The 22167-nt window shown below is 49.8% G+C and carries 16 protein-coding genes and 2 pseudogenes; 3 read left to right on the top strand and 15 right to left on the bottom strand.

What is annotated here, in order from left to right; all coding sequences use genetic code 11:
• Window positions 1-10: 10 nt before the first annotated feature.
• From ACVC9U_RS21875 to btr, 10 genes and pseudogenes are all read right to left on the bottom strand, one after another.
• Window positions 11-7167, bottom strand: a pseudogene (locus ACVC9U_RS21875) (amino acid adenylation domain-containing protein).
• 14 nt (window positions 7168-7181) lie between these two features.
• The gene (locus ACVC9U_RS21870; RefSeq protein WP_441391529.1) at window positions 7182-8108 is read right to left on the bottom strand and encodes an isochorismatase family protein; all 927 of its coding nucleotides are present in this window, start codon (window positions 8106-8108) and stop codon (window positions 7182-7184) included.
• 25 nt (window positions 8109-8133) lie between these two features.
• On the bottom strand, window positions 8134-9756 hold the full coding sequence (locus ACVC9U_RS21865) for a (2,3-dihydroxybenzoyl)adenylate synthase (RefSeq protein WP_441391528.1): 1623 nt from the start codon (window positions 9754-9756) through the stop codon (window positions 8134-8136).
• A gap of 14 nt (window positions 9757-9770) precedes the next feature.
• Window positions 9771-10961 carry an isochorismate synthase DhbC gene (dhbC, locus tag ACVC9U_RS21860; RefSeq protein WP_441391527.1) on the bottom strand — a complete coding sequence of 397 codons (1191 nt, stop codon included), beginning with the start codon at window positions 10959-10961 and terminating at the stop codon, window positions 9771-9773.
• A 24-nt stretch (window positions 10962-10985) separates the two neighbouring features.
• Window positions 10986-11753, bottom strand: coding sequence for a 2,3-dihydro-2,3-dihydroxybenzoate dehydrogenase (locus tag ACVC9U_RS21855; protein WP_441391526.1), 768 nt, complete (start codon window positions 11751-11753; stop codon window positions 10986-10988).
• Between the two features lie 221 nt (window positions 11754-11974).
• Window positions 11975-12823 carry an alpha/beta hydrolase gene (locus tag ACVC9U_RS21850; RefSeq protein ID WP_441391525.1) on the bottom strand — a complete coding sequence of 283 codons (849 nt, stop codon included), beginning with the start codon at window positions 12821-12823 and terminating at the stop codon, window positions 11975-11977.
• Between the two features lie 40 nt (window positions 12824-12863).
• Window positions 12864-13883, bottom strand: coding sequence for a FecCD family ABC transporter permease (locus tag ACVC9U_RS21845; protein WP_441391524.1), 1020 nt, complete (start codon window positions 13881-13883; stop codon window positions 12864-12866).
• The gene (locus ACVC9U_RS21840) at window positions 13876-14880 is read right to left on the bottom strand and encodes a FecCD family ABC transporter permease (RefSeq protein ID WP_441391523.1); all 1005 of its coding nucleotides are present in this window, start codon (window positions 14878-14880) and stop codon (window positions 13876-13878) included. Before ACVC9U_RS21840 ends, ACVC9U_RS21845 begins: the two co-directional genes overlap by 8 nt.
• Window positions 14881-14897: 17 nt before the next feature.
• Window positions 14898-15854 carry an iron-hydroxamate ABC transporter substrate-binding protein gene (locus ACVC9U_RS21835; protein WP_441391522.1) on the bottom strand — a complete coding sequence of 319 codons (957 nt, stop codon included), beginning with the start codon at window positions 15852-15854 and terminating at the stop codon, window positions 14898-14900.
• 91 nt (window positions 15855-15945) lie between these two features.
• The gene (btr, locus tag ACVC9U_RS21830) at window positions 15946-17541 is read right to left on the bottom strand and encodes a bacillibactin transport transcriptional regulator Btr (RefSeq protein ID WP_441391521.1); all 1596 of its coding nucleotides are present in this window, start codon (window positions 17539-17541) and stop codon (window positions 15946-15948) included.
• Between the two features lie 333 nt (window positions 17542-17874).
• On the opposite strand from btr, the gene ACVC9U_RS21825 reads away from it, so the two are divergent.
• The gene (locus tag ACVC9U_RS21825; RefSeq protein ID WP_228119653.1) at window positions 17875-18261 is read left to right on the top strand and encodes a DUF5362 family protein; all 387 of its coding nucleotides are present in this window, start codon (window positions 17875-17877) and stop codon (window positions 18259-18261) included.
• A 3-nt stretch (window positions 18262-18264) separates the two neighbouring features.
• On the opposite strand, the gene ACVC9U_RS21820 is transcribed toward ACVC9U_RS21825, so the two are convergent.
• Complete coding sequence (locus ACVC9U_RS21820) at window positions 18265-18417, bottom strand: hypothetical protein (protein WP_441391520.1); 153 nt, start codon at window positions 18415-18417, stop codon at window positions 18265-18267.
• A gap of 272 nt (window positions 18418-18689) precedes the next feature.
• Between ACVC9U_RS21820 and ACVC9U_RS21815 the strand changes: the two genes are divergently transcribed.
• Complete coding sequence (locus ACVC9U_RS21815) at window positions 18690-19202, top strand: GNAT family N-acetyltransferase (RefSeq protein ID WP_441391519.1); 513 nt, start codon at window positions 18690-18692, stop codon at window positions 19200-19202.
• 88 nt (window positions 19203-19290) lie between these two features.
• On the opposite strand, the pseudogene ACVC9U_RS21810 reads toward ACVC9U_RS21815, so the two are convergent.
• Both ACVC9U_RS21810 and ACVC9U_RS21805 read right to left on the bottom strand, forming a co-directional pair.
• Window positions 19291-19436 (bottom strand): annotated as a pseudogene (locus ACVC9U_RS21810) (SOS response-associated peptidase family protein); the annotation flags it as partial.
• Between the two features lie 69 nt (window positions 19437-19505).
• Window positions 19506-19907 (bottom strand): Rrf2 family transcriptional regulator, encoded by a 402-nt coding sequence (locus ACVC9U_RS21805; protein ID WP_020453242.1) that lies wholly within the window; start codon window positions 19905-19907, stop codon window positions 19506-19508.
• A 175-nt stretch (window positions 19908-20082) separates the two neighbouring features.
• On the opposite strand from ACVC9U_RS21805, the gene ACVC9U_RS21800 reads away from it, so the two are divergent.
• Window positions 20083-20466, top strand: a complete 384-nt coding sequence (locus ACVC9U_RS21800) for a GRAM domain-containing protein (RefSeq protein WP_234025515.1) — start codon at window positions 20083-20085, stop codon at window positions 20464-20466.
• A 38-nt stretch (window positions 20467-20504) separates the two neighbouring features.
• On the opposite strand, the gene ACVC9U_RS21795 is transcribed toward ACVC9U_RS21800, so the two are convergent.
• Together ACVC9U_RS21795 and moaA are read right to left on the bottom strand one after the other, a co-directional pair.
• On the bottom strand, window positions 20505-20984 hold the full coding sequence (locus tag ACVC9U_RS21795; protein ID WP_441391518.1) for a hypothetical protein: 480 nt from the start codon (window positions 20982-20984) through the stop codon (window positions 20505-20507).
• Window positions 20985-21134: 150 nt separating this feature from the next.
• Window positions 21135-22160: a GTP 3',8-cyclase MoaA gene (gene moaA, locus ACVC9U_RS21790; protein WP_441391517.1), complete on the bottom strand. Its 1026-nt coding sequence runs from the start codon at window positions 22158-22160 to the stop codon at window positions 21135-21137.
• Window positions 22161-22167 lie beyond the last annotated feature (7 nt).

The following is a 22167-nucleotide window of genomic DNA, read 5'->3' as shown; positions in this document are numbered from 1 at the left end:
TTATCTCTCCCTACTTGTCCGTATCTTTTTTCAAGCCGTCCAGTTTTTCCGCAACATGACGTCCGATTTCGGCCAGCGGCTCCGGCTGGCACAAATCTTTATGCCGGCAATCCATATCATGAATATCAATGTTTCCGTTAAGATAAGGAAGCCATGACTCCGGATCGATCGGATCAAACCATTCCGGTATCACGGTTGATTTGAAAAACAGGATATCACCGTAAAAGACGCGGGGCTTATATTCGCTTAAAATCCGGACGGAATTCACATAGGTCTCCTTTAAGTTCAAGATCACAGCCTCATCCAGGCTGGCAAGCGCACTGCCATCGCGGCGCAGTATATCGATCGCACTGGAAAGTTTCAGCAGTTCCCCGTCAAGGCTGTCCGGATCGTATCCTCCCAATGCCAAGAGTGCAATTAATGCTTCCTGCTCATCAGGTGCATCTTTAATTGGAAGGAAGTGATTCGGGTAAGCATCAAGCATGACAAGAAGCGAAATGTCCTCCCCTTGTTCCTGCAGCTGAGTTGCGATCGCATGCACAACATTGCCTCCGAGAGACCAGCCGAGAAGACGATAAGGCCCTGTTGGCTGAATCGTACGAATGTGCCGGATATAATCCGCGGCCATGTCGTCGAGCGTATCAGGAAGCTCTTCCTGCCTTGCGATCCCGCGGGCTTGAGGCCGTATATCGGGTATTCCTTGCCGAGTGCCGTCATTAAACCGGCATAACACCAGCTGAGGCCTCCGGCCGGGTGCACACAAAACAGGGGATCCTGACTGCCTCCGGTTCTCAGCGGAAGCAGTACATCCAGCGCACTTTGCCCGCCGCCGGATTCAAGCCGTTCAGCGAGTCCGCTGACAGTAGGCGCTTCAAGCAGGTCGCCGATGCCGAGTTCGACGCCGAGCGCTTCACGAATGCGGCTCATCAGCTGTACGGCGAGCAGAGAATGACCGCCGAGTTCGAAGAATCCGTCATCAATACCAATCCGCGGCACATTGAGGATTTCTGAAAAAAGATCGCATAAGATTTCTTCCTGCGGTGTTCTTGGCCCCCGCCCTTTAACAGCCGCGGCAAAATCAGGCTCAGGCAGCGCTTTTCGATCAAGTTTGCCATTTGGAGTCAATGGCAGGTCTGCAATTTTTACAAATGCAGAAGGCACCATGTACTCCGGCAGAGTGCCTGCGGCAAACCGGCGCAGCTCAGCCGGATCGGTTTCTTCTGCAGACGCCGGGACAACATAGGCGATCAGGCGCTTGTCCCCGGGCTGGTCTTCCCTTACAACTACAGCGGCTTGATTCACCCTGTGATGGCGGACAAGCACCGCTTCTATCTCGCCGAGTTCGATTCTAAAGCCGCGGATCTTGATCTGCTGATCGGCCCGGCCCATATAATCAAGAGAGCCGTCTTGACGCCTGCGGGCAAGATCACCGGTTCGGTACATCCGGGTTCCCGGCGGTCCAAACGGATCAGCGACAAAGCGGTCTGCCGTCAAATCGGGTCTGCCCAAGTAACCCCGTGCGAGGCCGCCCCCCGACACATACATCTCTCCGGTGACGCCCGCGGGTACCGGTTCAAGGTATTCATCAAGCACATATACACCTAAATCGGGAATCCCTTGACCGATCAGGCTGTTCGCTTGAAGTGCTGCAGTATGCTGATCGAGGGAAATATAGCTGACATGTACCGTCGTTTCTGTAATTCCGTACATATTAATCAGCCGCGGGAAATGCTCCGGATGGCGTTCATACCAATCTTCAAGCCTCTTCAGCTCGAGCGCTTCCCCTCCAAAAATGATAAAGCGCAAGGAAAGGCGCTTTCCTGTCTCAGCATTGTCCCGGTCAGCCTGCATCAGTTGATAAAATGCGGAAGGTGTCTGATTGAGCACCGTCACTCCCTCGCGAACGAGAAGATTGAGAAAGTCGGCCGGCGAGCGGCTGATTGTATGAGGCACCACGACAAGCCGGCCTCCATTGAGCAGCGCTCCCCAAATTTCCCATACCGAAAAGTCAAATGCGTAAGAATGAAACATCGTCCAAACGTCGTCAGAGTCGAAATGGAACCATTGGTCAGTCGCTCCAAACAGCCGCACGACATTTTGATGCGGAACGACCACCCCTTTCGGCTTGCCGGTCGAACCGGATGTGTAAATGACATACGCCGGGTGAAGAGGCAGCAAAGGCGTCGTACGGTCGGCATCAACCGGATTCGCAGAAGCGCATCCGTTCAGTTCCTCTAGTATGCAAGGGTCATCAAGTACAATCCGTTCAACAGATGCGGGAACAGAAAGGCTTGATTCGACCGCTGAACTCGTAACGACGCAGGCAGGATGTGCATCATTCAACATAAACGCTATCCTTTCTGCCGGGTAGTCCGGATCCAGAGGCACATATGCCGCGCCAGCTTTCAGCACTGCAAGCAGTCCGACAACCATATCCAAAGATCTTGGCAGCGCCAGGGCAGCAAATTGTTCGGGACCGACCCCTTTGGCGATCAGGAGATGGGCAAGCCGGTTAGCGCGTCTATTGAGCTCGCTGTATGTGAGCGAGTCATTTTCATATATAACCGCAACGGCTTCCGGGTCCTTCGCAGCCTGCTTTTCAAATAAAACAGGCAAAGATGAACAAGGTATGTTGTTGGACGATTTGCTCCAGTCAGCCAGCATGTTTTCACGTTCGGCCGGAAGGAGAATATCAAGTCTTCCGATCGGCTGATCAGGGTCGGATACTGCTGAATCCAGCAGTCTGACAAGCCGTTCGGCCAATGTTTGAACCGTATTTCGCTCAAATAAATCTGTGCTGTATTCCACAAATCCGCCGATACCTGCGGGTGTTCCGTCCGCTTTTCGATGTTCCCGAAGCTCAATCGTCAAATCAAACTTGGCTGCGCCGACACTGCGAATTTCAATGTCTGATTTAAGGCCGGAAAGTTCAAGCTCAGGTTCAGGCGTATTTTGAAAGGCGAGCATGATTTGGAACAGCGGATGTCTCGCTCTTGATCTGGCAGGATTGAGCACTTCAACAAGGCGCTCGAACGGAAGGTCCTGATGCTCATATGCTGCAAGATTTACTTTTCTAACTCTGTTCAGAAGCTCCCGAAAACTTGGATTACCCGATGTATCCGTTCGAAGCACAAGCGTATTAACGAACAATCCGACAATTCCGCCTAAAGCATCATCGTTTCTTCCCGCTATCGGACTGCCGAGTGGAATGTCGTGGCCTGCTCCGATCCGTGTCAGCAGTGAGGCAAGGGCCGACTGCAAAATCATGAACATGCTGACTCCGGTGCTGCGGGACAAAGCGAGCAAACGGCCGTGCAGCTGTTCGTCAATGCTGAGATCAATCGTACCGCCTCTGTAGCTTGATTCCGACGGACGCGGGTGATCAGTCGGAAGCTCCAGCTGATCAGGCAGATGTTCCAATGCCTTTGACCAATACCCGAGCTGCTTGGCAATCAGACTGTCCGGATTGCTCTCACGCCCAAGCAGATGTTCCTGCCATACGGCATAGTCGGCATATTGTATAGAAAGCGGCTCCCAAGCAGGTGCCTCACCATTCAGACGCGCATTGTAGGCAGTTTCCAAATCGCGGGTCAGCGGCGTTAAAGACCAGCCGTCGCCAATCATATGGTGCAAAAGCAGAAGAAGAACAAATTTGTCCGGTCCAAGTACGAACAACTCGGCGCGAAACGGAGGTTCCTTTTCTAAATGAAAACGGTGCCGAACAGCCTCCGCCAGGACTTTTTCTAAATCATGTTCGCTGACATGGGATACAGCGAGTTCGGGACGCGCTTGATCCGCTTCCAATATCAGCTGGTGTGTTGTCCCCTGCTGATCCGGGAAAATTGTTCGAAGCGGCTCATGTCTTGCTGCCACATCGCCCAGAGCGGCTGTCAGCGCCTCTTGGTCCAAACTTCCGGTTAAATGAACGACAACCGGAATATTATAGGTCGGGCTCGGTCCTTCCAAACAGTGCAAAAACCATAGGCGCCGCTGCGCGAAGGACAGCGGAATCTCCTGGCGGCGCTCTCTTTTACGCAATGCCGGACGGGCGCTCTGCGCCTGATCAAGCTGTTTGGCAAGCCCGGCGGCTGTGGGCTCATCGAATAAACGGCCGATTCCGAGTTCGACGCCGAGCGTTTCCCGAATCCGGCCGACGAGCCTGCCCGCCAGAAGCGAATGTCCGCCAAGATCAAAAAAGCTGTCATCAATACTGACTCGCGGCACCCCCAGCACTTCAGCGAATAAATCACACAATATTTCCTCTTGCGGAGTCCTTGGCTCACGTCCGCCTGTATAAATACTCAACGCCGGGGCCGGCAGGGATTTGCGGTCAAGCTTTCCGTTCGGCGTAAGCGGCAGTTCATCAAGGATGACAAATGCAGACGGAATCATATAGTCGGGCAGTGTTTCACCAACGTAGCCGCGAAGCTCGTCAGGATGAAGGCTTTCTCCCGAAGCGGGAACGATATACGCAAATATACGCGGATCACCGGGCTGGTTTTCACGAACAATAGCAGCAGCTTGTTTAACAACCGGATGATTTGCAAGCACCGCTTCTATTTCTCCCATTTCAATGCGGAATCCGCGAATTTTGACTTGGTGGTCCGCACGGCCGATATAATCAAGCGACCCGTCTTCGCGCCAGCGCACAAGGTCGCCCGTACGGTACATCCGCGATCCAGGCGGCCCGTACGGATTCGCAATAAAGCGTTCAGCCGTGAGAGCATGACGGTTCAAGTAGCCGCGCGCCACTCCGGTTCCTGCCACATAAAGTTCTCCAGCCGCTCCCGGAGGCACGGGCTGCAATCCGGCGTCTAGAACATACAGCTGCGTATTCCAAATCGCACGGCCGATTCCCGGAGGTTCCGTGCAGCCTGCTTCCAGCGCGGCGGCTGTAGACCAAATCGTTGTTTCCGTCGGTCCATAAAGGTTCGTTAATGTGCATCCGAGCTGCTGCAATTGCCGGGCCAAGCTGGCTTGCAGAGCTTCACCTCCGACAAGCGCACGAAGACCTTTAAGCTTGTCCGGAGCGCTTGAGGCCAATGCGTGCCAGAGGGTCGGTGTAGCCTGCATCATGGTGATTCCGTATGTTTCAATCATTTTGGCTAGTGCGGACGGATCTTGTACCGTCTCCTTCTCGGCAGGAACGACTGCCGCCCCGCTGATCAGCGGCAAATAAATTTCGAGTGCTGAGATGTCGAATGCAATCGTTGTGACGGCCAGCAGCCGGTCGTCTTGATTAAGCGGGAACATATCCTGCATTGAAAGCAAAAAATTGAATAAGCTTTCAGCTTGTACAACCACGCCTTTAGGTCTGCCGGTTGATCCGGACGTATAAATCATATATGCCGGCTGAGAGCCGGAATGCTGTCCGCCGGGATTTTCTTCAGAACAGCCGGAGATTTTTTCCACAACAGTTTGTTCATCAAGGATTAACTTCGGCGTTTGCGAACTGATCACATCTTGTGCTTTTTTGCTGGTGATGACAAACAGCGGCTGTGCATCATTGAGCATATACTCGATCCTGTCAGCCGGATAATCGGGATCTATAGGTAAATAAGCCGCTCCAGCCTTGAGAACGGCGAGCATGCTGACAATCATTTCCGCTGATCGCGGCAGGGCCAAAGCAACGAATGTCTCGGGTTTCGCCCCCTTATTGATCAGCAGATGAGCCAGTTGATTTGCCCTTTTATTTAATTCGGAATAGGTGAGAACCTGATCACTGGAAACGACTGCCGGAGATTCAGGGCACTCCTTCGCCATCCTTTCAAATCGTTGCGGAAGACTCTCATTGGGAAGACCGCGGTCTGTTTGATTCCATTCGATCAAAATTTGAGCGCGTTCTTCCGGGAGAAGAATATCCAACGTCCCCACCGGCTGAGTTTGCTCGCAATCGACAATCGTTTTCAGAAGAGTAAGAAAACGATGAATATGATGTTCAAGTTCATCCGCATGATAAACAGCGGGGTTTGCATCCATGTTTACTTTCAACCCGCCTCCGTCCGGGCGGCCGTAAATGTTGATTGACAGATCGTCCACAGGTCCCGTGGCAAGATTATGCACGATGCCTTGACAGCCGGCAAAATTCAAGCGGTTCTCAAAAGGCATCAAATTAAGCTGCGGACCGAACAGCCGCTGATTTTCGCCAAGCAGCTTGAGATCCCGGCGCAGTTCCTCGTGGCGGTAATGCTGATGACGCCTCAGCTTCACCATCTCCGCTGAGATTTGCTTGACCAGCTCTCCTACGCTCATTTCCGGCTGCATGCCAATCCGAAGCGGAAGAAGATTCATGACCATACCCGGAATATGGAGAGCGGCCGATCCGAGGCGGCACATCATCGGCATCCCGAGAACGACGTCATTTGCCCCCGTCAGCCGATGAACATATATTGCAGCTGCTGCCATCACGGTTTCGTGCCAAGTTGCCCCTATTCTGCTTGCGGCAGACAGAAGATGATCAGCATGCTCACTCGGCAGATAGTCAGACCTGCGAAGAAAGCTTGAAGAGGTACGCGGCGCCCTTTCGGCAAGACTGACTACCTCCGGTTCATCGCTGAATCGCTCAAGCCAAAATCGCCGATCTTCCTGATACTGTTCTGATGCACGGTAAGCCGTTTCCTCCGCGAGAATCAAATCGAGGGAGCCAAAGGCTCCGCTCTGGTCGATCGATTTGTTCTGCATCAATGCGGTATATATTTTTGACAGCCGCTCGGCGATCAGTGTAAAGCTGAACCCGTCCGTTGCGATATGGTGAGTTCGCTGATACCAGAAGTAATGATCCGGCGCCGTTTTGAAAAGCGCTTCTGTAAAAAGCGGACCGCGGGTCAGATCAACCGGACGGGCAAGATCATCCTTCATCCAGCTTTTAGCCGCCTGTTCCGGATCGGTTTCTGAGCTGACATCAATGTAATGAATCGGAAAATCTGCCGACGGAACGATCTCTTGCCACGGTCCGTCTTGATCTTCTCCAAATCTGGCATGGAATGATTCAGCTTCTTTCATAACATGGCGCAGCGCTTTCTCGAAAAGCTCTTGATCAAGCGGGCCTTTAATTTCAACGTATTCAGCTGTATTGTAGATCGGATTTTCCGGATCAAGCTGCTGAGCAAACCAAATGCCGGCTTGCGCTCCTGATAATGGCTTTCGGTTATGTTGACTTTCAGGCATTAAGGCGACCTCCTTCATTGATAGTCTGCATTTGGCAAGGGTGCTTCTTTAGAGGAGGACAACAGTCTCCACCAGTTTTCAATCGAAGGGTCCTCCGCAAGCTCCACAAATGACACCTCCCGCCCCGCTCGGCGCCAGCGCTCCGCGAGACTCATGATTCTTACGGAATCAAGTCCCCTGTAAATCAAATTTTCGCTGTCGCTTATCTTTTCCGGTGATTCAAGGAGAAGCGATGCGACCTGTTCGCGAATGATCTGTTTTGTCAGTGCATGAGAGCTTTCTTTTGCGTGTTCATGGCTTGCGTCATCTTTCAGCCGGCTCAAAAGCTGTTCCGCAGTGATTGTGACGCTGCAGCGGTCAGCTGCGTATGTGATGGCCATTTCATGATGCTTTAATGAGAAATCCGCCACCGCATCGGCGACAAAAAACGTTTCAATATCTTGCATAAACGCATCACATGCCGTCATCAGGCAGCCGATATGGGCATAGATGCCGGTGATGATGAGCTGATCCCGACCTTGCTCCTCCAGCACACCTAAAAGATTGGTTTTTCTGAACGCATTGTACCTCCACTTGGTCAGAACGATGTCGCCTTCATTCGGCTTCAGCTCATCTACGATCTTCTGCTCATCGGGATCAGGACCGATTCCGGGTCCCCAAAAGTCTTGGAGAAGCCCCCGTTCTTCCGGTGTCTGAGCGCCTGGCTGAGCCGTGAAAATAACCGGGATGCCAAGCTCGGCACATCGCTTCCGAAGCTTCTTAATATTAGCCATCAGATCTGTTACCGGAGACTCGCCGGAACGGTAAGCGTTGAGAAAATATTGCTGCATGTCATGGATGAGAAGTGCAGCGCGCTTCGGATGAGGAGTCCATGACACCTTGTTTTTCGGCATATTTGATGCTTCTGGCATTTGGTACGGTAAGATGGCAGGAATGGCCATCAAATCACATCCTCTCATTTTTTTATCACGTGATATTCTTAGCTGCAGACATTTTTTCAGCAATCGCTGTACGCAGTTCTTTTTTGCTGACTTTTCCTACGCCTGTCTGCGGGAATGCTTCAACCATTTCCACCCGGTCGGGTATTTTGTAGGCTGCAAGGCCCCTTTCTCTTAAAAACGATTGCAATTCAGCCTGAGCAGGTGCAGCGCCGCGGGGGATAACATACGCACACGTTCTTTCGCCGAGAAATTGATCCGGCATCGAGACAACCGCCGCATCGAGCACTGCGGGATGTGCGAGCAGGTGGTTTTCCACTTCTTCCGCGGCAACCTTCTCCCCGCCTCTGTTGATCTGGTCTTTGGCTCGACCTTCAACAATCAAATAGCCTGATGAATTGACTTTGACCAAGTCGCCCGTACGGTAAAACCCGTCTTCAGTGAACGCTTTGGCATTGTGCTCCTCAGCTTTGTAATAGCCGCGGATCGTATAAGGACCTCTTGTCAGAAGCTCCCCGGTCTGTCCGGGTCCAAGTTCGCGTCCTTCTTTATCCACAATTTTAATCTCGTCAAACGGAGACATCGGTCTGCCTTGTGTATGAACGATCGTGTCTTCAGGATCATCAAGTCTGGTATAGTTGACCAGACCTTCCGCCATGCCATAAACCTGCTGCAGTTTGCAGCCAAACACTGATGTGACGCGTCTGGCGGCTTCGGCACTGAATTTCGCCCCGCCGACTTGAAGGACCTGGAGGCTTGACAAGTCGTCACGGCGCGCCGGAGCAGCGTCAAGCCAGATTAGCGCAAGCGGCGGTACGAGACCCGTGATCGTTACCTTCTCCTTTTCGATCAGAGGAAAGGTTTCATCCGGGCTGCCTCCTGACGCAAGAACGACTCGGCCTCCCGCATAGAGTGTACCGAGCACTCCCGGCGAACTGAGCGGATAATTGTGAGCGATTGGGAGAGCGGCAAGATACACGCTGTTGTGATCAAGCCTGCAAACCTCTGCGCTGACCCTCAAGCTGTATATATAATCATCATGCGTCCTCGGGATCAGCTTGGACAGACCTGTGCTTCCCCCTGACAACTGAAGAAAAGCGACATCTTCTGAATGGACGTTCTGCGGAGGGGCAGGCTGATCATAAAGGCCCGACAGCGCTTCAAACTCCTCCGATTCGCCGGCGACAATGACATGACGAAGCCCCCGCAGCTTTCCCTTTACCTGTCTCGCCAGCTTGCGGTAGTCAAACTTTGCGTGATGATCGGGAATCACATAAGCAGCAGCTTCAGAAAACTCGCAAAAATAAGTGATCTCGCTATGTCTGTGCGATGGAAGCGCAAAGACAGGCAGAGCTCCGATTCGGAAGAGCGCAAAGCAAACTTCAAAAAACTCGATGACATTCGGCAGCTGGACAACGACGCGGTCATTTTTTTTGATCCCAAGCTTTAAAAGACCGCCAGCCAAAGAGTCGGCTCTCTTGTCTAACTCTCGATAACTTAAATGGGTATCTCCGTATGTAAGGGCAATGCGGCTGCCGTGTTTTTCGGCCCGTTCCCTCAGCATTCCTCCAAATGTTTCGCCTCGCCAGCATCCCTCCTTCCGATATTTATCCGCAAACTCCTTCGGCCATGTTGGGCACCCTTTCAACATCCTTTATCCCTCCGTTATTCACTGTTCATTCCCATCGCAAGAAGCATTGTCCGAAACTTTGCAGACGTTTCGGCAAGTTCTTCTTCAGGCTTCGATCCGGCGACAATTCCGGCGCCTGCGTACAGCCGCAGCGCGTGTTCCTCCGCCTCAGCACAGCGAATCGTTACGACCCATTCACCGTCACCGTCCGCGTCACACCAGCCGACCATACCTGTGAAAAATCCGCGGTCAAACGGCTCAATCTGTTTAATCGCTTCTTTCGCCGCATTCGTCGGCGTGCCGCAAACAGCAGGCGTCGGATGAAGGGCGGCGGCGAGCTCTAATGATGATACAGAAAGATCTGTAAGCTCTCCCTTCAATTCAGTTGAAAGATGCCACATCGTCGGCGTGCTGATGAGTGATGGTTCCGGCACCTCCAGCTTTTGGCAAAACGGCCTGAGCGCGGAAGCAACCGCTTCGACTACGACCCCATGTTCGTGACGGTCTTTAGGAGAAGCAAGCAGTTCAGCCGCCCTTCTTCGATCTTCTTCAGGATCATCGCTTCGAGGTCTTGAACCTGCTAAAGGATTTGCCGTAACGCGGAACCCGGACCGTGATACAAGCAGCTCAGGACTTGCGCCTATCAAAGTGGTACGAGGCGCTTCCGGTGACTGTCCGGTTAAGTCAACGGCAAAGTTGTACCCGCTTGTATTGCGGCGGGCAAGATTTCGCAGCAATTGACCGATATCGACTTTAATCGGTGAGGTCAGCTGCAATGACCGGGAAAGGACGATCTTGCTGTATTCTCCTGCTGCTATACCTGCCAATCCTCGTCTGACCCCGGTCATATACGCTTCCGGGCTTGGAATCTGCTCGATATCATAGGGGTACAGGGCAGGTTCAGGCTCCTCTTTACCGTCTTCTTCACATGTCAGCGGCCCCGCATGCCACGCTTCGACCGGCACGGTTAACTGCGCCGGCTTTGCATCGTCAAACGGCACAGCTCCGACCACCATCGGATTTTTCTGCCCGTTCTCCCTCGCTTTTTTCAGAACTTCCGCAGCCCGCTGAGCAAGGCTTTGCTCTTCTGTTTGAGAAACAGAAGCCAAAACACCTTCCGCCAGAATGGTCCGCTCAGGGGAAGAGAAAAAGAATGAAGCACCGGCCTGATATTCCTTTAACAACTGATCCGCAAGCGCTTCTGACACGACATGACGTTCTATCATCATTAAAACCTCCTTTAGATTGAATCAGGCTCCAAGCGTTGCCCCGCCATCGACGCGCAAATCGTGCATCGTAATATGGCGAGCCCCGTCAGACAGCAAAAATGCTACAGCATCTGCAATATCAGCCGGCGAAGCCAATTTCCCGAGCGGGATTCCCGTTTTGAATGTTTCAAGTGATCCTTCAATTACGCCTTGCGCAGCTTCCTCACCCTGCCATAGCGACCGCTGTATCGGCGTATCGGTTGATCCGGGCGATACGATATTGCAGCGGATGTTGTGCTCGGCAAGTTCAAGACCGAGACATTTCGTAAACATTAAAGCGGCCGCCTTAGAGGCCGCGTAGGCAGCCATATGCATCCGCGGCACTGCCGCCGCATTTGATCCGACAGTGACGATCGCTCCAGTTCTGCGCGGAATCATACGGCGGGCGACGGCACGTGATACGTTAAAAACTCCGGTGGAGTTGACGCTGAACGTCTTTTCCCAATCTTCATCACTCAATGAATGGATCAAACCCGTTCTGAGCACGCCGGCTACATTGACAAGCATGTCTATCGGACCGATCTCGCGTTCAACATGGTCCACAAGCTGCTCGACGGCGGCACTGTCGCCCACATCCGCGGCAAAACCGGAACACTGCAGATCTTTTCGTTCAAGTTCAAGCAGCCCTTTTCGATTTTGATCAGCTGCGGCAACAAACACCCCGCGTTCAGCAAGCGACAGAGCCACTTCTTTACCGATTCCTTGCGAAGCCCCAGTCACCAAAGCAACCTTGCCTTTCACTCTTATCATTTCCTTTCTTAAAAATGGCAGCTCCCAAGTCTTAAAGAGTCACTGCCAGCTAAATTCTTAATTGATAATGATAATCATTATCGTTTAAAAATATAATATACCAATAAATGCAAACGGTCAAATCGTTTTCGATTGTTTATCCGTATCAATGCTCATGGTATATTATCTGTTATCCATTCTTATCTTTTCTTAAAGCTCGGGGCGCCGGAAGCGCCCCGCTGTCAATCAGGCTTGAAGGCAAACTGGAGCGCTCTGCTGATTAACACAGGCAGAACCGATATATGACCTTCCCCTTTAAATTCATGGTACTCCGCGCGAATCCCCTGCTTTTCCAAGGCGGCCAAGCGGGCGGCCAGCCTTTTTGCATTGTCGTTCATCCCGCTTTTATGCGTCTTTTCAAGCTCTCCGGCCCCGAGCAATACCTTTACATCGTCATCCGTTTCCTGCAGCTTCGAAATAAAGTCATGCTCTTCATCAAAAAAGGACGGATGCCAATGGATGGACGGACTTCCGGCGATATATGTCTGAAACAGGGCCGGTTTTGTAAACAGGGTCTGCAGAACAAAAAGTCCGCCAAGGGAATGACCGAAAATTGCCTGCCTTTTCACATCAATCGTGAATTCCTGTTCGATCTCCGGCTTTAACTGCTGTTCGATGAAGGACAGAAAAGCTTTCGCCCCGCCCGGCTCCGGCCAGTCCGCTCCATCGGGTCTCCTGGGCAGCTCAGCGCCCGAATCCGGCAGAGTAAAATCGTAATACCGCCCCCGGTCAAAGGGAGCGTCGGTTTCATAGCCGATGCCGACGATAACGGCCGGCACGACGCCGGTTTTATCGGGACGACGCGACTGCATCCGCAATGCCTCCACCATTGTTCCAAACACGGAATTGGCGTCAAGCAGATAAATCACGGGATATCCTGCGGGCGGCGGTTCCCCAAATGGTTTCGCAATAAAAATCCGGTATGTGCGGCTCCCATCCGGTGAACGCATGCACCGCTGTTCTGTCCCCGGTATCGCCACCGGAATACATTCAGCAGCATTGACAGACTGCTGAAGTTTTTCTTGAGCCATGTGATTCTCCCTTCCCCTCTTTGATTGAGCTAAAAACAGTCTAATGAACCGTCTTTTTTTGTTTAAACAGTAAAAATAAGAAATAGGGCACACCGAAAATGGCGAGGATGATACCCGCCGGCACTTCGGACGGCTGGAACAGCAGCTTTCCGGCAAAATCGGCGCACAATACGAGAAACATCCCGATCAATCCGCTTAACAGCAATGAGTGGCGGTGCAGAACGCCGACGAGCCTCCGCGAGATGTGCGGAGCAATCAGGCCGACAAATGCCATGCTCCCCGAGATAGCCACACAGGCGCTGATGATGCCGACACAAGCCGTCAGCAGCACCACTTTTTCAACATTGGCGGATACGCCGAGACTCTTCACCGTATCTTCATGAAAGCGAATGGTATCGAGCAGGCCGGACTTTGTCAGCAGGAATGGAATGAGAAGCAGCAGCCACGGCAGTGCCGCTTGAATATACGTCCAATTCGCCGACCAGATGCTTCCGTTTTTCCAAACCATGGCCATTTCGTGGTCATTTGGATTCATCTTCAATGACAGGTACAGCGAAATAGCGCTGAAACCCGAATTAATCGCGATTCCAACGAGAATAATCCTGCCCGAATCCAAGTTGCCGCCATGCCAGGCAAACATAAAAATGAATATCGCCGCCAAAATGCCCCCGATCAAGCCGAAGAATGGCATCCCCATTGCAGCGAGCAGGCTTGTCGTTTCAGTCTGGCCTTGAAAGATCAGCATGTAGCCGACGATTGCCGCACCTGCACCGGCATTAATCCCCAGAATTCCCGGGTCAGCCAGTCCGTTCCTTGTCATCGCCTGGATAACGGAACCGGCAATGCCGAGCCCAAGGCCCACGAGTGCTGCCGTCACAATCCTTGGAAGACGCAGTTCAAACAGAAGAATGGCGTATTGCTCATTCGGGTTGATGTGAAGCAATGTTGATAACAGTTCAGCCGGATGTGCGGCAAACGATCCTACTGTTATGCTGAGATAACAGATTGTGAGATTCAGCACAATAAAAACAGCATAGATGACTGCAACCTTTTTAGGCACGCTGCTCCCCCCCTTTTCTTTTGATCAAATAAAGGAAGAAAGGAACGCCGATCACCGAAGTGACGACTTCAATCGGTGTCTCAAACGGATAGTTGAGCAGCCGGCTGAGAAGATCGGCCAGCGTCAAAAAAATGCCGCCGAGAACGCAGGAGCATGGAATCATCCGGCTGTAATCCGCCCCGACGAGAAAACGCGTAATATGCGGTACAATCAGTCCGACAAAAGCAATTTTTCCCGCCATGGCGACGGAGCAGCCTGTCAGAACGACGACCGCTGCCATCGCTGTCCATTTGACGGCCTGCTTTTTCTGGCCGAGGCTTTCGGAAATGTCATCTCCCAATGATAAAGCTGTCACTTTTTTGCTGAGAGAGAGCGCCAGAATGATGCCGATCACAAAAAACGGCACAGCATACTTCAGCAGCTCTGGATTCAATTGATGCAGCCTGGCGCTGTACCAGAAGCTGACGTCCTGGGAAATTTGAAAGTAAATCGACATCGCCGCTGAGAGACTGCTGAGCAGCATGCTTGTGACCGTCCCGATGATGGCAAGCTGAACCGGCATAAAACCGTTTGGAATCACCGAGGCGAGGCCGAAGACGAGGCCGGCGCCAACGGCTGATCCGATAAACGAATAGCCCATCATCTCCAGGGAGGTCGAACCCGGAATCAACACCATCAGCAGCGTGATCACGAATGCTGATCCGTCGGAAACACCCATAATCGACGGGGAAGCTAAATAATTTCGGGTGATGCCCTGCATAAGCGCGCCGGACACCGCCAGCGCCGCTCCGATTAAAAGAGCGCCGGCAGCGCGCGGAAAACGGGAATGCCAAATGATTTGATGATCTGTGTTGCCCGGATCAAAATGCAGCAGCGCCGAAAAAATCACTTCGGGCTCAAGCTGTTTTGCACCGTAACATACCGACAGAAAAACGGACAGCAGTATGGCAAACGGAGCAGAGATCATAATGATGCGGGTCATATGCTTTGAATGCATCGTTCAAGAAACCTTTTCTATTTGTTCTGCGCCAATTTCTCAGCTGCAGCCTTTAAAAATTCTACCTTGCTCCATGCCGTGCCGCCCTGGGCAAGCGGATCTACAGCATTGACAAATACATGGTCATTTTTCACTGCAGAAATGCTTTTCCAAATTGGATTATTCTCTAGATCTTTCAACGCATTCGGCTTGTCAGCATTCTCATCGTCAGAGAATTGAACAAACATATAGTCCGGATTCATTTCGCTCAGTTTTTCTAAAGATACTAACTCCTGGGCTTTTGGCGCCTTGACTTCTTTTGGAGCTGTGAAGCCCAGCTCGCCGTATAATGTGGAATTGAAGAATACGTCTTCCGGATAGATAAAGACATTGCCTTGTCTGATTCTGACAACGAGCGCTTTTGTATCTTTTGCCGTTTTCTCAAGCTTTGTTTTTGCTTCCTTAAGGTCTGCTTCATAATCCGAAATAATCTGCTTCGCTTTGTCTTCTTTGCCTGTCAGTTCAGCCAGCAGCTTTAAATTGTCTTTCCAGTTTGAAGAAACGTGGGAAACAGGAATCGTCGTCGCGATGTTATCCAGTTTTTTCACCACTTTTTCCGGAAATTTCGTTGAAGCCAGGATGACATCCGGTTTAAGCTCAAGAATTTTCTCCAGGTTCGGTTCTGTTTTTTCGCCGACGGCAGCTGCTTTGTCAGTAATGCTCTTGAACAGGTCCGGGAACTTTCCGGAGAAGGAAATGGCACCGGCCGGGTGAACATCCAAAAGCTTGGCATCTTCCATCGATTCCACGCTTCCCGTAATGACGATTTGTTCGGCCGGGGTCTTCACCTTGTATGTATGATCGAGGTACTCGATGCTTTTCTCAGCTGACGCTGAGCTCTTGCCATCGCCGCCCGCCTTTTCTTTGCTGTTCCCGCATCCCGCTGCACCAAACGCGAGAAGGAGAATAAATAAAAATATTGATATCTTTCTCATCTGATTGAGACCCCCTGATTTAATTGATAACTATTATCAATTAAAATTATAGGGTTGCCTCTTCGAGAACACCATGGATAATATCCGGCAATTAAAATGGATTTTTTCCGGACAGCAGCCGAACCGCCTGGCGAATGATTCGTTCATGGCTGCATGCGGAATATTCCCGCCAAGGATCCGAATTCACCTGATACACCCGGTGATGCCGCACAGCTTTCAAATCCTGCCATGCAGCCGACTGCTGCAGCTCCCGGTAGAATGCCAGCGTCTCGGGCTCTTTAAAAATGAAAATCATGATGATATCCGGCTGATATGCCGCGATCGTTTCGATAGAGACGGACCGGTCAATCGGTTCTTCCAGCGATACAGCCGGTTCAAAGCCAAGGTCGCCGAAAAATACATCTTGAACAGAGCGGTTATGCGCCAGATAAATCTCGTGTTTATGCAGGCGCAAAAACAAAAAGCTTCGGCGTCCGCAGATCGGATAAAGCGTTTCTTTCGCGGTCTCTGTGAGACGCTGGTAAGACAGCAGCCATTTCTGAGCCTCTGCTTCTTCATCCAAATGGGATGCGGTCAGCATAAAATGCTTCCTCCATTGTTCCTGTGAAGGCAAAAAGAAGACATCGGCGATCGACTGGAGTTGTTCCCGTTCCTTGTGAGACACGCTGTCCATGCTGATAATGAGCTCAGGGGCAGCCGATGACAATGTCCGCAGGTTTTCTTCCCACGGCTCGTGAAAGCGGTAAGCGCTAAGATGGACCGGAATATCTGCCGCGTAATGCTTATAGTAATACGATGTCCACTTCGGATGCAGGGAAGCGGCGTAAGGAATGAGGTGAAGCGGTATCAGCTGTCCGATCGTATTCTGGCCGTAGGCCGCCAGTTTCCTGCGCCTTTTTTTCATATAAACGGTCGGGGATAAACCGGTATGCTTCTTAAATGTCCTGCTGAAATAAAATTCATCCTGATACCCGATTTGGCTTGAGATTTCCCTCAGCTTGTAGCTTGCTTTCGCCATCAGCTGCTTCGCTTTCGTCATCCGCGTCTCAGTGATAAACTCTGTCACGCTTCGACCGTACAGCTTTTTGAACGTTTCGCTGTAATGCTTCGCGCTGATTCCAGCCATTTGCGCGAGTTGATCAAGCGTCAGGTGTGCATCTGAATGCTCTTCAATATACTCCTTTGTTTTTCCTATGGCTGATGCGGTGTTTTCGGGATGAGTCAGTTTAGCCGAATAGATATCGTACAAAAGCTGCTGCAGGTCTGCTTGGCATTTCAGCTCCTGGAGCGCTGAAGAAGCCGGCCATAAGGCGGAAAGTTCCTGAAGACGGGAGGCCAGATTTCCGACAGAATGGACATTCATCATCTGAAGGTCGGAAAAAGCGTCAGGGTCGGTGTCTGCTTCAAGCGTCAGGCGGCGGTCGTCATAGCTGTAGGGCTGCAGCCTGATGAGATACCCGCTGATTTCAGCTGACGAAGCTGTGATTCCGAACGTTTCATAAGGCGGAACAATATACAGCGTTTCTTTTTGAAGCGGCCTGCCTGATGCCTGTATATCGATTCTCCCTTCACCCTTCAAGTGAAAGATCAAAACGAAAGAGTCTGCCAGCTGCTGTTCATCCGGAAGATCGCCGGGCTTTCTTATATGATCGACTTGCAAGAGACGATAGAAATAAGAAGATTTCATAGAAAAACCGCCTTTCTTAACACCAGTCATATCACAAAAATAAAAATGCCCCTAAAACAATATGGTAAATTGGTTGCGGGGTTCTGGTCCGGCACAAAATACCAGTTTGCAAGGTGCATTTCACATCACTTATAGCTGATATGCTTCTTACGATTTACTATAACACAGTCGCTTTTATTGGGGAATCATGTTGTCAGTGCGGCCATCTGCCCAATGTGCACTTTAAAATATAATAAAAAATCAATACTTATCATTTCAATATCTTTTTGCTTAGTGTATAACTATAGAGAAATTACTATATTTACAGGGAAGGCGTGACTTCTTATTTTGGAAATGACAGCCAGCATGAAAAAATCGCTCGATGCGATTGCAAAATGGGGAAAAATAACCGGCGTTTTTATGATTATCGGCGGAGGCATCTATGCCTTCTTCGGAATTTCTTTGCTTATCATCGGAGCCGCTCCAGGTGTGCTGATGATTTTTTCGGGGATCTACCTTATAAAATCGGCAAACGCCGCTCAGAAAATGAGTGATGACATGCCGCAAGAACCGCATGAAGCCTTGCTTGATAACTATGTGAAGTTTATGAAATGGCAATTTTTCTTCTTATTATCCAATATTGTGATCTTCATTTTATGCATAGTCGCCTTTTTCTTCCTGATCTTTTTAGGTATTCTTACCGATTTACACAGCGGATACGATCCTTATTATTACGAATGATGATCAAAAGCCTGTCTCGGGAATTGACCGAGACAGGCTTTTATTATTCGGCTTCTCCGCCAACGGTGAAACGCTCATTGATGTGCTCGCCTTTTTCAGCTTCGTCACCACTGCAATGACATAGTCTGCATAACTGTCCGGCGGTGTTACGATCAATTTTTCCTGACCTTTTTGAGATGAACCTGTTCTCTTTCCTTACGGGTTGAAAAATGCCGCCGGGCTGATGCGGAAAGTTAAACGATTAGTACATGAGAACAAGGATGATGATGAGACCAATTAAAAGCATATATAAAAGTCTGCTTGAAGATACAGGCTGAGGTACTAGTTTTCTGCCAGATTGTTGAATAGGGATCGGCTTTAAAGAGGTTATTGTTGTCTTCATATCGAAATAAAGATAAGCAGAAGTTTTTTGATGGGAGGTTCGTTTCATGCATATTACAACAGAAAGGTTATTGATACGTGAGTTTGAATTCAAAGATTGGCAAGCTGTATATGAGTATACATCAAATAGTAATGTGATGAAGTATATACCGAAAGGCGTTTTTACTGAAGAAGATGCAAAAGCATTTGTAAATAAAAACAAAGGGAATAACGCTGAAAAATTCCCTGTCATACGAATGGATGAAGATTTACTTATAGGCCATATTGTTTTTCATAAGTATTTTGGTGAACATACATATGAGATCGGGTGGGTGTTTCATCCTAAATATCAAAATAAAGGGTATGCTTCTGAAGCAGCACAAGCGATCTTGAAATATGGATTTAAAGAAATGAACTTACATAGGATTATAGCTACGTGTCAACCTGAGAATATTCCGTCATACCGAGTTATGGAGAAGATTGGAATGAGAAGAGAAGGCTTCTTTAAAAAATGTATTCCCAAAGGCAATGAATGGTGGGATGAATATTATTACGCTATTTTAAAGGAAGAGTGGAATTGAACGATGCCTGAATTGGGGATACAACAAAATATCACCGACGACCTAGAACATAGCAGCTAAGCGAAGGTGATATATCAAGCGATATGCTAGCATCATATGGCTGCAGCAAGCTTTGTAGATATTCAGTTTTAAGGGTGAGCCTTCCCTTTTCATTCTCATCAGTAAGGAAAACCGCATACGATCATGAATGTCCACCATAAGCTCATAAGGCTTTGCTGTGATGATTGTGCATGTGTCACCGATAATACTCCCTCATTTGTAACAAAAACAGTTACATGTTGATGATGAAACATCATCTCTTATTTAAAAGAGATGAGTTAAGACGTCTTTAAGAGACTTGCTGGCCAATTCGTTCTCCATCGCCTGCTGAACGCTGTGAAACGTTTGGTCAAGCGTTGTTTGAATTTGTCTTCCAACCGGACAGTTTGGATTCGGCTTGTCATGAATCGCAAACAATTCCTCTTGCGGCTGAACCGCGCGGTAAATATCCAGCAGAGATATATCTTCAGGATCTCGTTTCAGGGTTGCCCCGGCCACTCCCGGCCGCGACGTCAAAATACCGCCTTTTTTGAGCTGGCTGATCATGCGCCTGATCACAACCGGGTTCGTATTGACGCTCCCGGCGATCATTTCCGAAGATTCCCGCGGGTTTGCGGCGATTAAAGATAAAATATGAATGGCCACTGAAAGACGGGTGTTCACCATAAGTTTTCACCACCGATGTAATTATTATAGTTACAGGATAAGTTTTTTGTCAACTCTTATCATATCCTTAATGATCGTAAGAATAAATAAAATTTTTTTCAACCCGCCCTCATGTCTCACTTTGGAACTTTTTCACAGGGTCTTTCGTATTGATTGATGAAAGGAGTGTTTTTCAATGAAAGAGATAGCAGAAGGAAAAGCAGCTTTGGATGTCCGGCTTGAGCCGAATGAAGAAATCAGATCTATTATTCTTTGCGCGTATAACGCGAGACTGTCTGCACGTTACACTCCTTACAGAGGCGTGCTTGCGGCCACTGACAGGCGGCTCATGTTTTATTCTTCTCTGTTTGGCGCCCCTTTTCACCTTGACATCCGCTATGATACCATCTCCTCGTTCCGCCGCGAAAAAGGGCTGATAACAGGAGGCGATCACCTCGTCGTGATGAACAACGGGGATCGGGAAGCATTTCAATATTTTAGCGGCTGCGATCCTTTGGAAACATTCATCGAATCCGTTCGAAAGCTAAGGAAACTGCCTGAAGACATCATGCATGTCTGAAAATCGCCGGCTCCGGGATGTGCCCGCAGCCGGCATACTCAATTATTAATCTCGTACTTCTCCCCATATCTCAGCACTTTATAAATTGCCATTCCATCAGAAAGATGATTTTCGGAATATCTCACGGGAATCAAAGCAAAAAATACATAATAGGTTGAAAAATAAACAAACTGGTAGAAAAAAATATTTTCGGGTATGATGTCTTTGATAATCAGCAGATTGACAATAAAAATAGACGCTAAATTAAACAGCGATCCGCCGGCATAAATCATCGCATTCGTAAAACGGTTATCGTATTTCAGATCCCCGTATTTGCAAAAGGAATCCATAAAGTAAACACTTCTGATTTGCACGGGGCCGAATTTCAGCAATTTTTTGCACATCCCGATTTCAAGCGAAGATTTTCCGCCGAACAACACCGCCATGACGCTGTGGCCCAAGACATGAAGCACCGACACGGCGGGAAAAACGATCAAGAACCACCAGAAGAATTTGACAATATCCTGCATTCCGAACATTCAATCATCCTTTCTGTTTCAGCCCATGTTTTTTAAAAAATTTCCGCTTTTCCCCCGTATCAAACCTGTCAATATGCAAATCAATCCGGTCTCCGAAGCATGAAAAAACCGCCCATCTTTTCAATGGACGGCTTTCTCCAAAGCAGTCAATTATCCTCCTATATAGGACATTTCAACCTTTTTCCGCGGAGCCGCTTTTGCAAGAGCGCGGTCGAGCGAATACTGGTCATCGCGATTCCGCCAGACGGTGCCGATCGCCTTTGCCAGCTCCTGGTCGGTCTGCCCGCTTCTGATCAGGGTTCTTAAATCAAACCCGCTCGATGCGAAAAGACATGTGAAAAGCTCGCCTTTCGCCGATAGTCTTGCTCTGTTGCACGTGCTGCAAAAAGCATCTGATACAGAAGAGATAAAACCGATTTCTCCTGAACCGTCCAGGTATCCGTACCGTTTGGCGACTTCTCCTTTGTAGTTCGGGTCGATCGGTTCAACCGGCATGTCTTCATTGATGATCCGGATGATATCCGCTTTTGTCACCACTGACTGACGGTTCCATTCATTTGTGTTCCCGACATCCATAAACTCAATAAACCGCAAAATATGGCCTTTTTCTTTAAAATAGCGGGCCATCGGCAAAATATCCTTTTCATTGACCCCTTTTTGGACGACCATGTTGATCTTGACGCCGAGTCCGGCCTCTTTCGCCGCTTCAATTCCGGCCAGCACCTTGCTGACGGAGACGCCTCTGCCGTTGATCGCTTTGAAACGCTCGTCATCCAGGGAATCCAGGCTGACCGTGACCCGTTTCAGCCCCGCTTTTTTCAGCTTGTCAGCGTAAACCGGCAGCAGAACGCCGTTCGTCGTCATCGCAATATCGCGAATCCCTTTGATCTCCGCAAGCTTCCCGACTAATTCCGGCATATCTTTTCTCATCAGCGGCTCCCCGCCGGTGAGGCGGATTTTTTCCACCCCGAACTGATGAACAAACAGCTTGGCCAATCGTTCAAGCTCTTCAAAGGACAACAGTTCGCCTTTTGGCAAAAACGGATAATCCTGTCCAAAGATTTCGGCAGGCATGCAATACGTACATCTTAAGTTGCAGCGGTCGGTGACAGAAATTCTTAAATCCCGAAGCGGCAGGCTTTTCTGATCCAAAACTTGTTCACTGTTGTTGTTCACGCCTGTT

The sequence above is a fragment of the Bacillus sp. GM2 genome, assembly GCF_056155945.1.
This window is presented reverse-complemented; position numbering and strand designations above follow the sequence as displayed.

Bases quoted from the DNA above. Each gene is read 5' to 3' on its own strand.
- ACVC9U_RS21795 (WP_441391518.1), bottom strand. From the start codon at position 20,984: ATGTTCGGAATGCAGGATATTGTCAAATTCTTCTGGTGGTTCTTGATC.
- ACVC9U_RS21840 (WP_441391523.1), bottom strand. From the start codon at position 14,880: ATGCATTCAAAGCATATGACCCGCATCATTATGATCTCTGCTCCGTTT.
- ACVC9U_RS21800 (WP_234025515.1), top strand. From the start codon at position 20,083: ATGAAAGAGATAGCAGAAGGAAAAGCAGCTTTGGATGTCCGGCTTGAG.
- ACVC9U_RS21805 (WP_020453242.1), bottom strand. From the start codon at position 19,907: ATGGTGAACACCCGTCTTTCAGTGGCCATTCATATTTTATCTTTAATC.
- btr (WP_441391521.1), bottom strand. From the start codon at position 17,541: ATGAAATCTTCTTATTTCTATCGTCTCTTGCAAGTCGATCATATAAGA.
- ACVC9U_RS21835 (WP_441391522.1), bottom strand. From the start codon at position 15,854: ATGAGAAAGATATCAATATTTTTATTTATTCTCCTTCTCGCGTTTGGT.
- ACVC9U_RS21855 (WP_441391526.1), bottom strand. From the start codon at position 11,753: ATGATAAGAGTGAAAGGCAAGGTTGCTTTGGTGACTGGGGCTTCGCAA.
- dhbC (WP_441391527.1), bottom strand. From the start codon at position 10,961: ATGATAGAACGTCATGTCGTGTCAGAAGCGCTTGCGGATCAGTTGTTA.
- ACVC9U_RS21850 (WP_441391525.1), bottom strand. From the start codon at position 12,823: ATGGCTCAAGAAAAACTTCAGCAGTCTGTCAATGCTGCTGAATGTATT.
- ACVC9U_RS21870 (WP_441391529.1), bottom strand. From the start codon at position 8,108: ATGGCCATTCCTGCCATCTTACCGTACCAAATGCCAGAAGCATCAAAT.
- ACVC9U_RS21865 (WP_441391528.1), bottom strand. From the start codon at position 9,756: ATGTTGAAAGGGTGCCCAACATGGCCGAAGGAGTTTGCGGATAAATAT.
- ACVC9U_RS21815 (WP_441391519.1), top strand. From the start codon at position 18,690: ATGCATATTACAACAGAAAGGTTATTGATACGTGAGTTTGAATTCAAA.
- ACVC9U_RS21825 (WP_228119653.1), top strand. From the start codon at position 17,875: ATGACAGCCAGCATGAAAAAATCGCTCGATGCGATTGCAAAATGGGGA.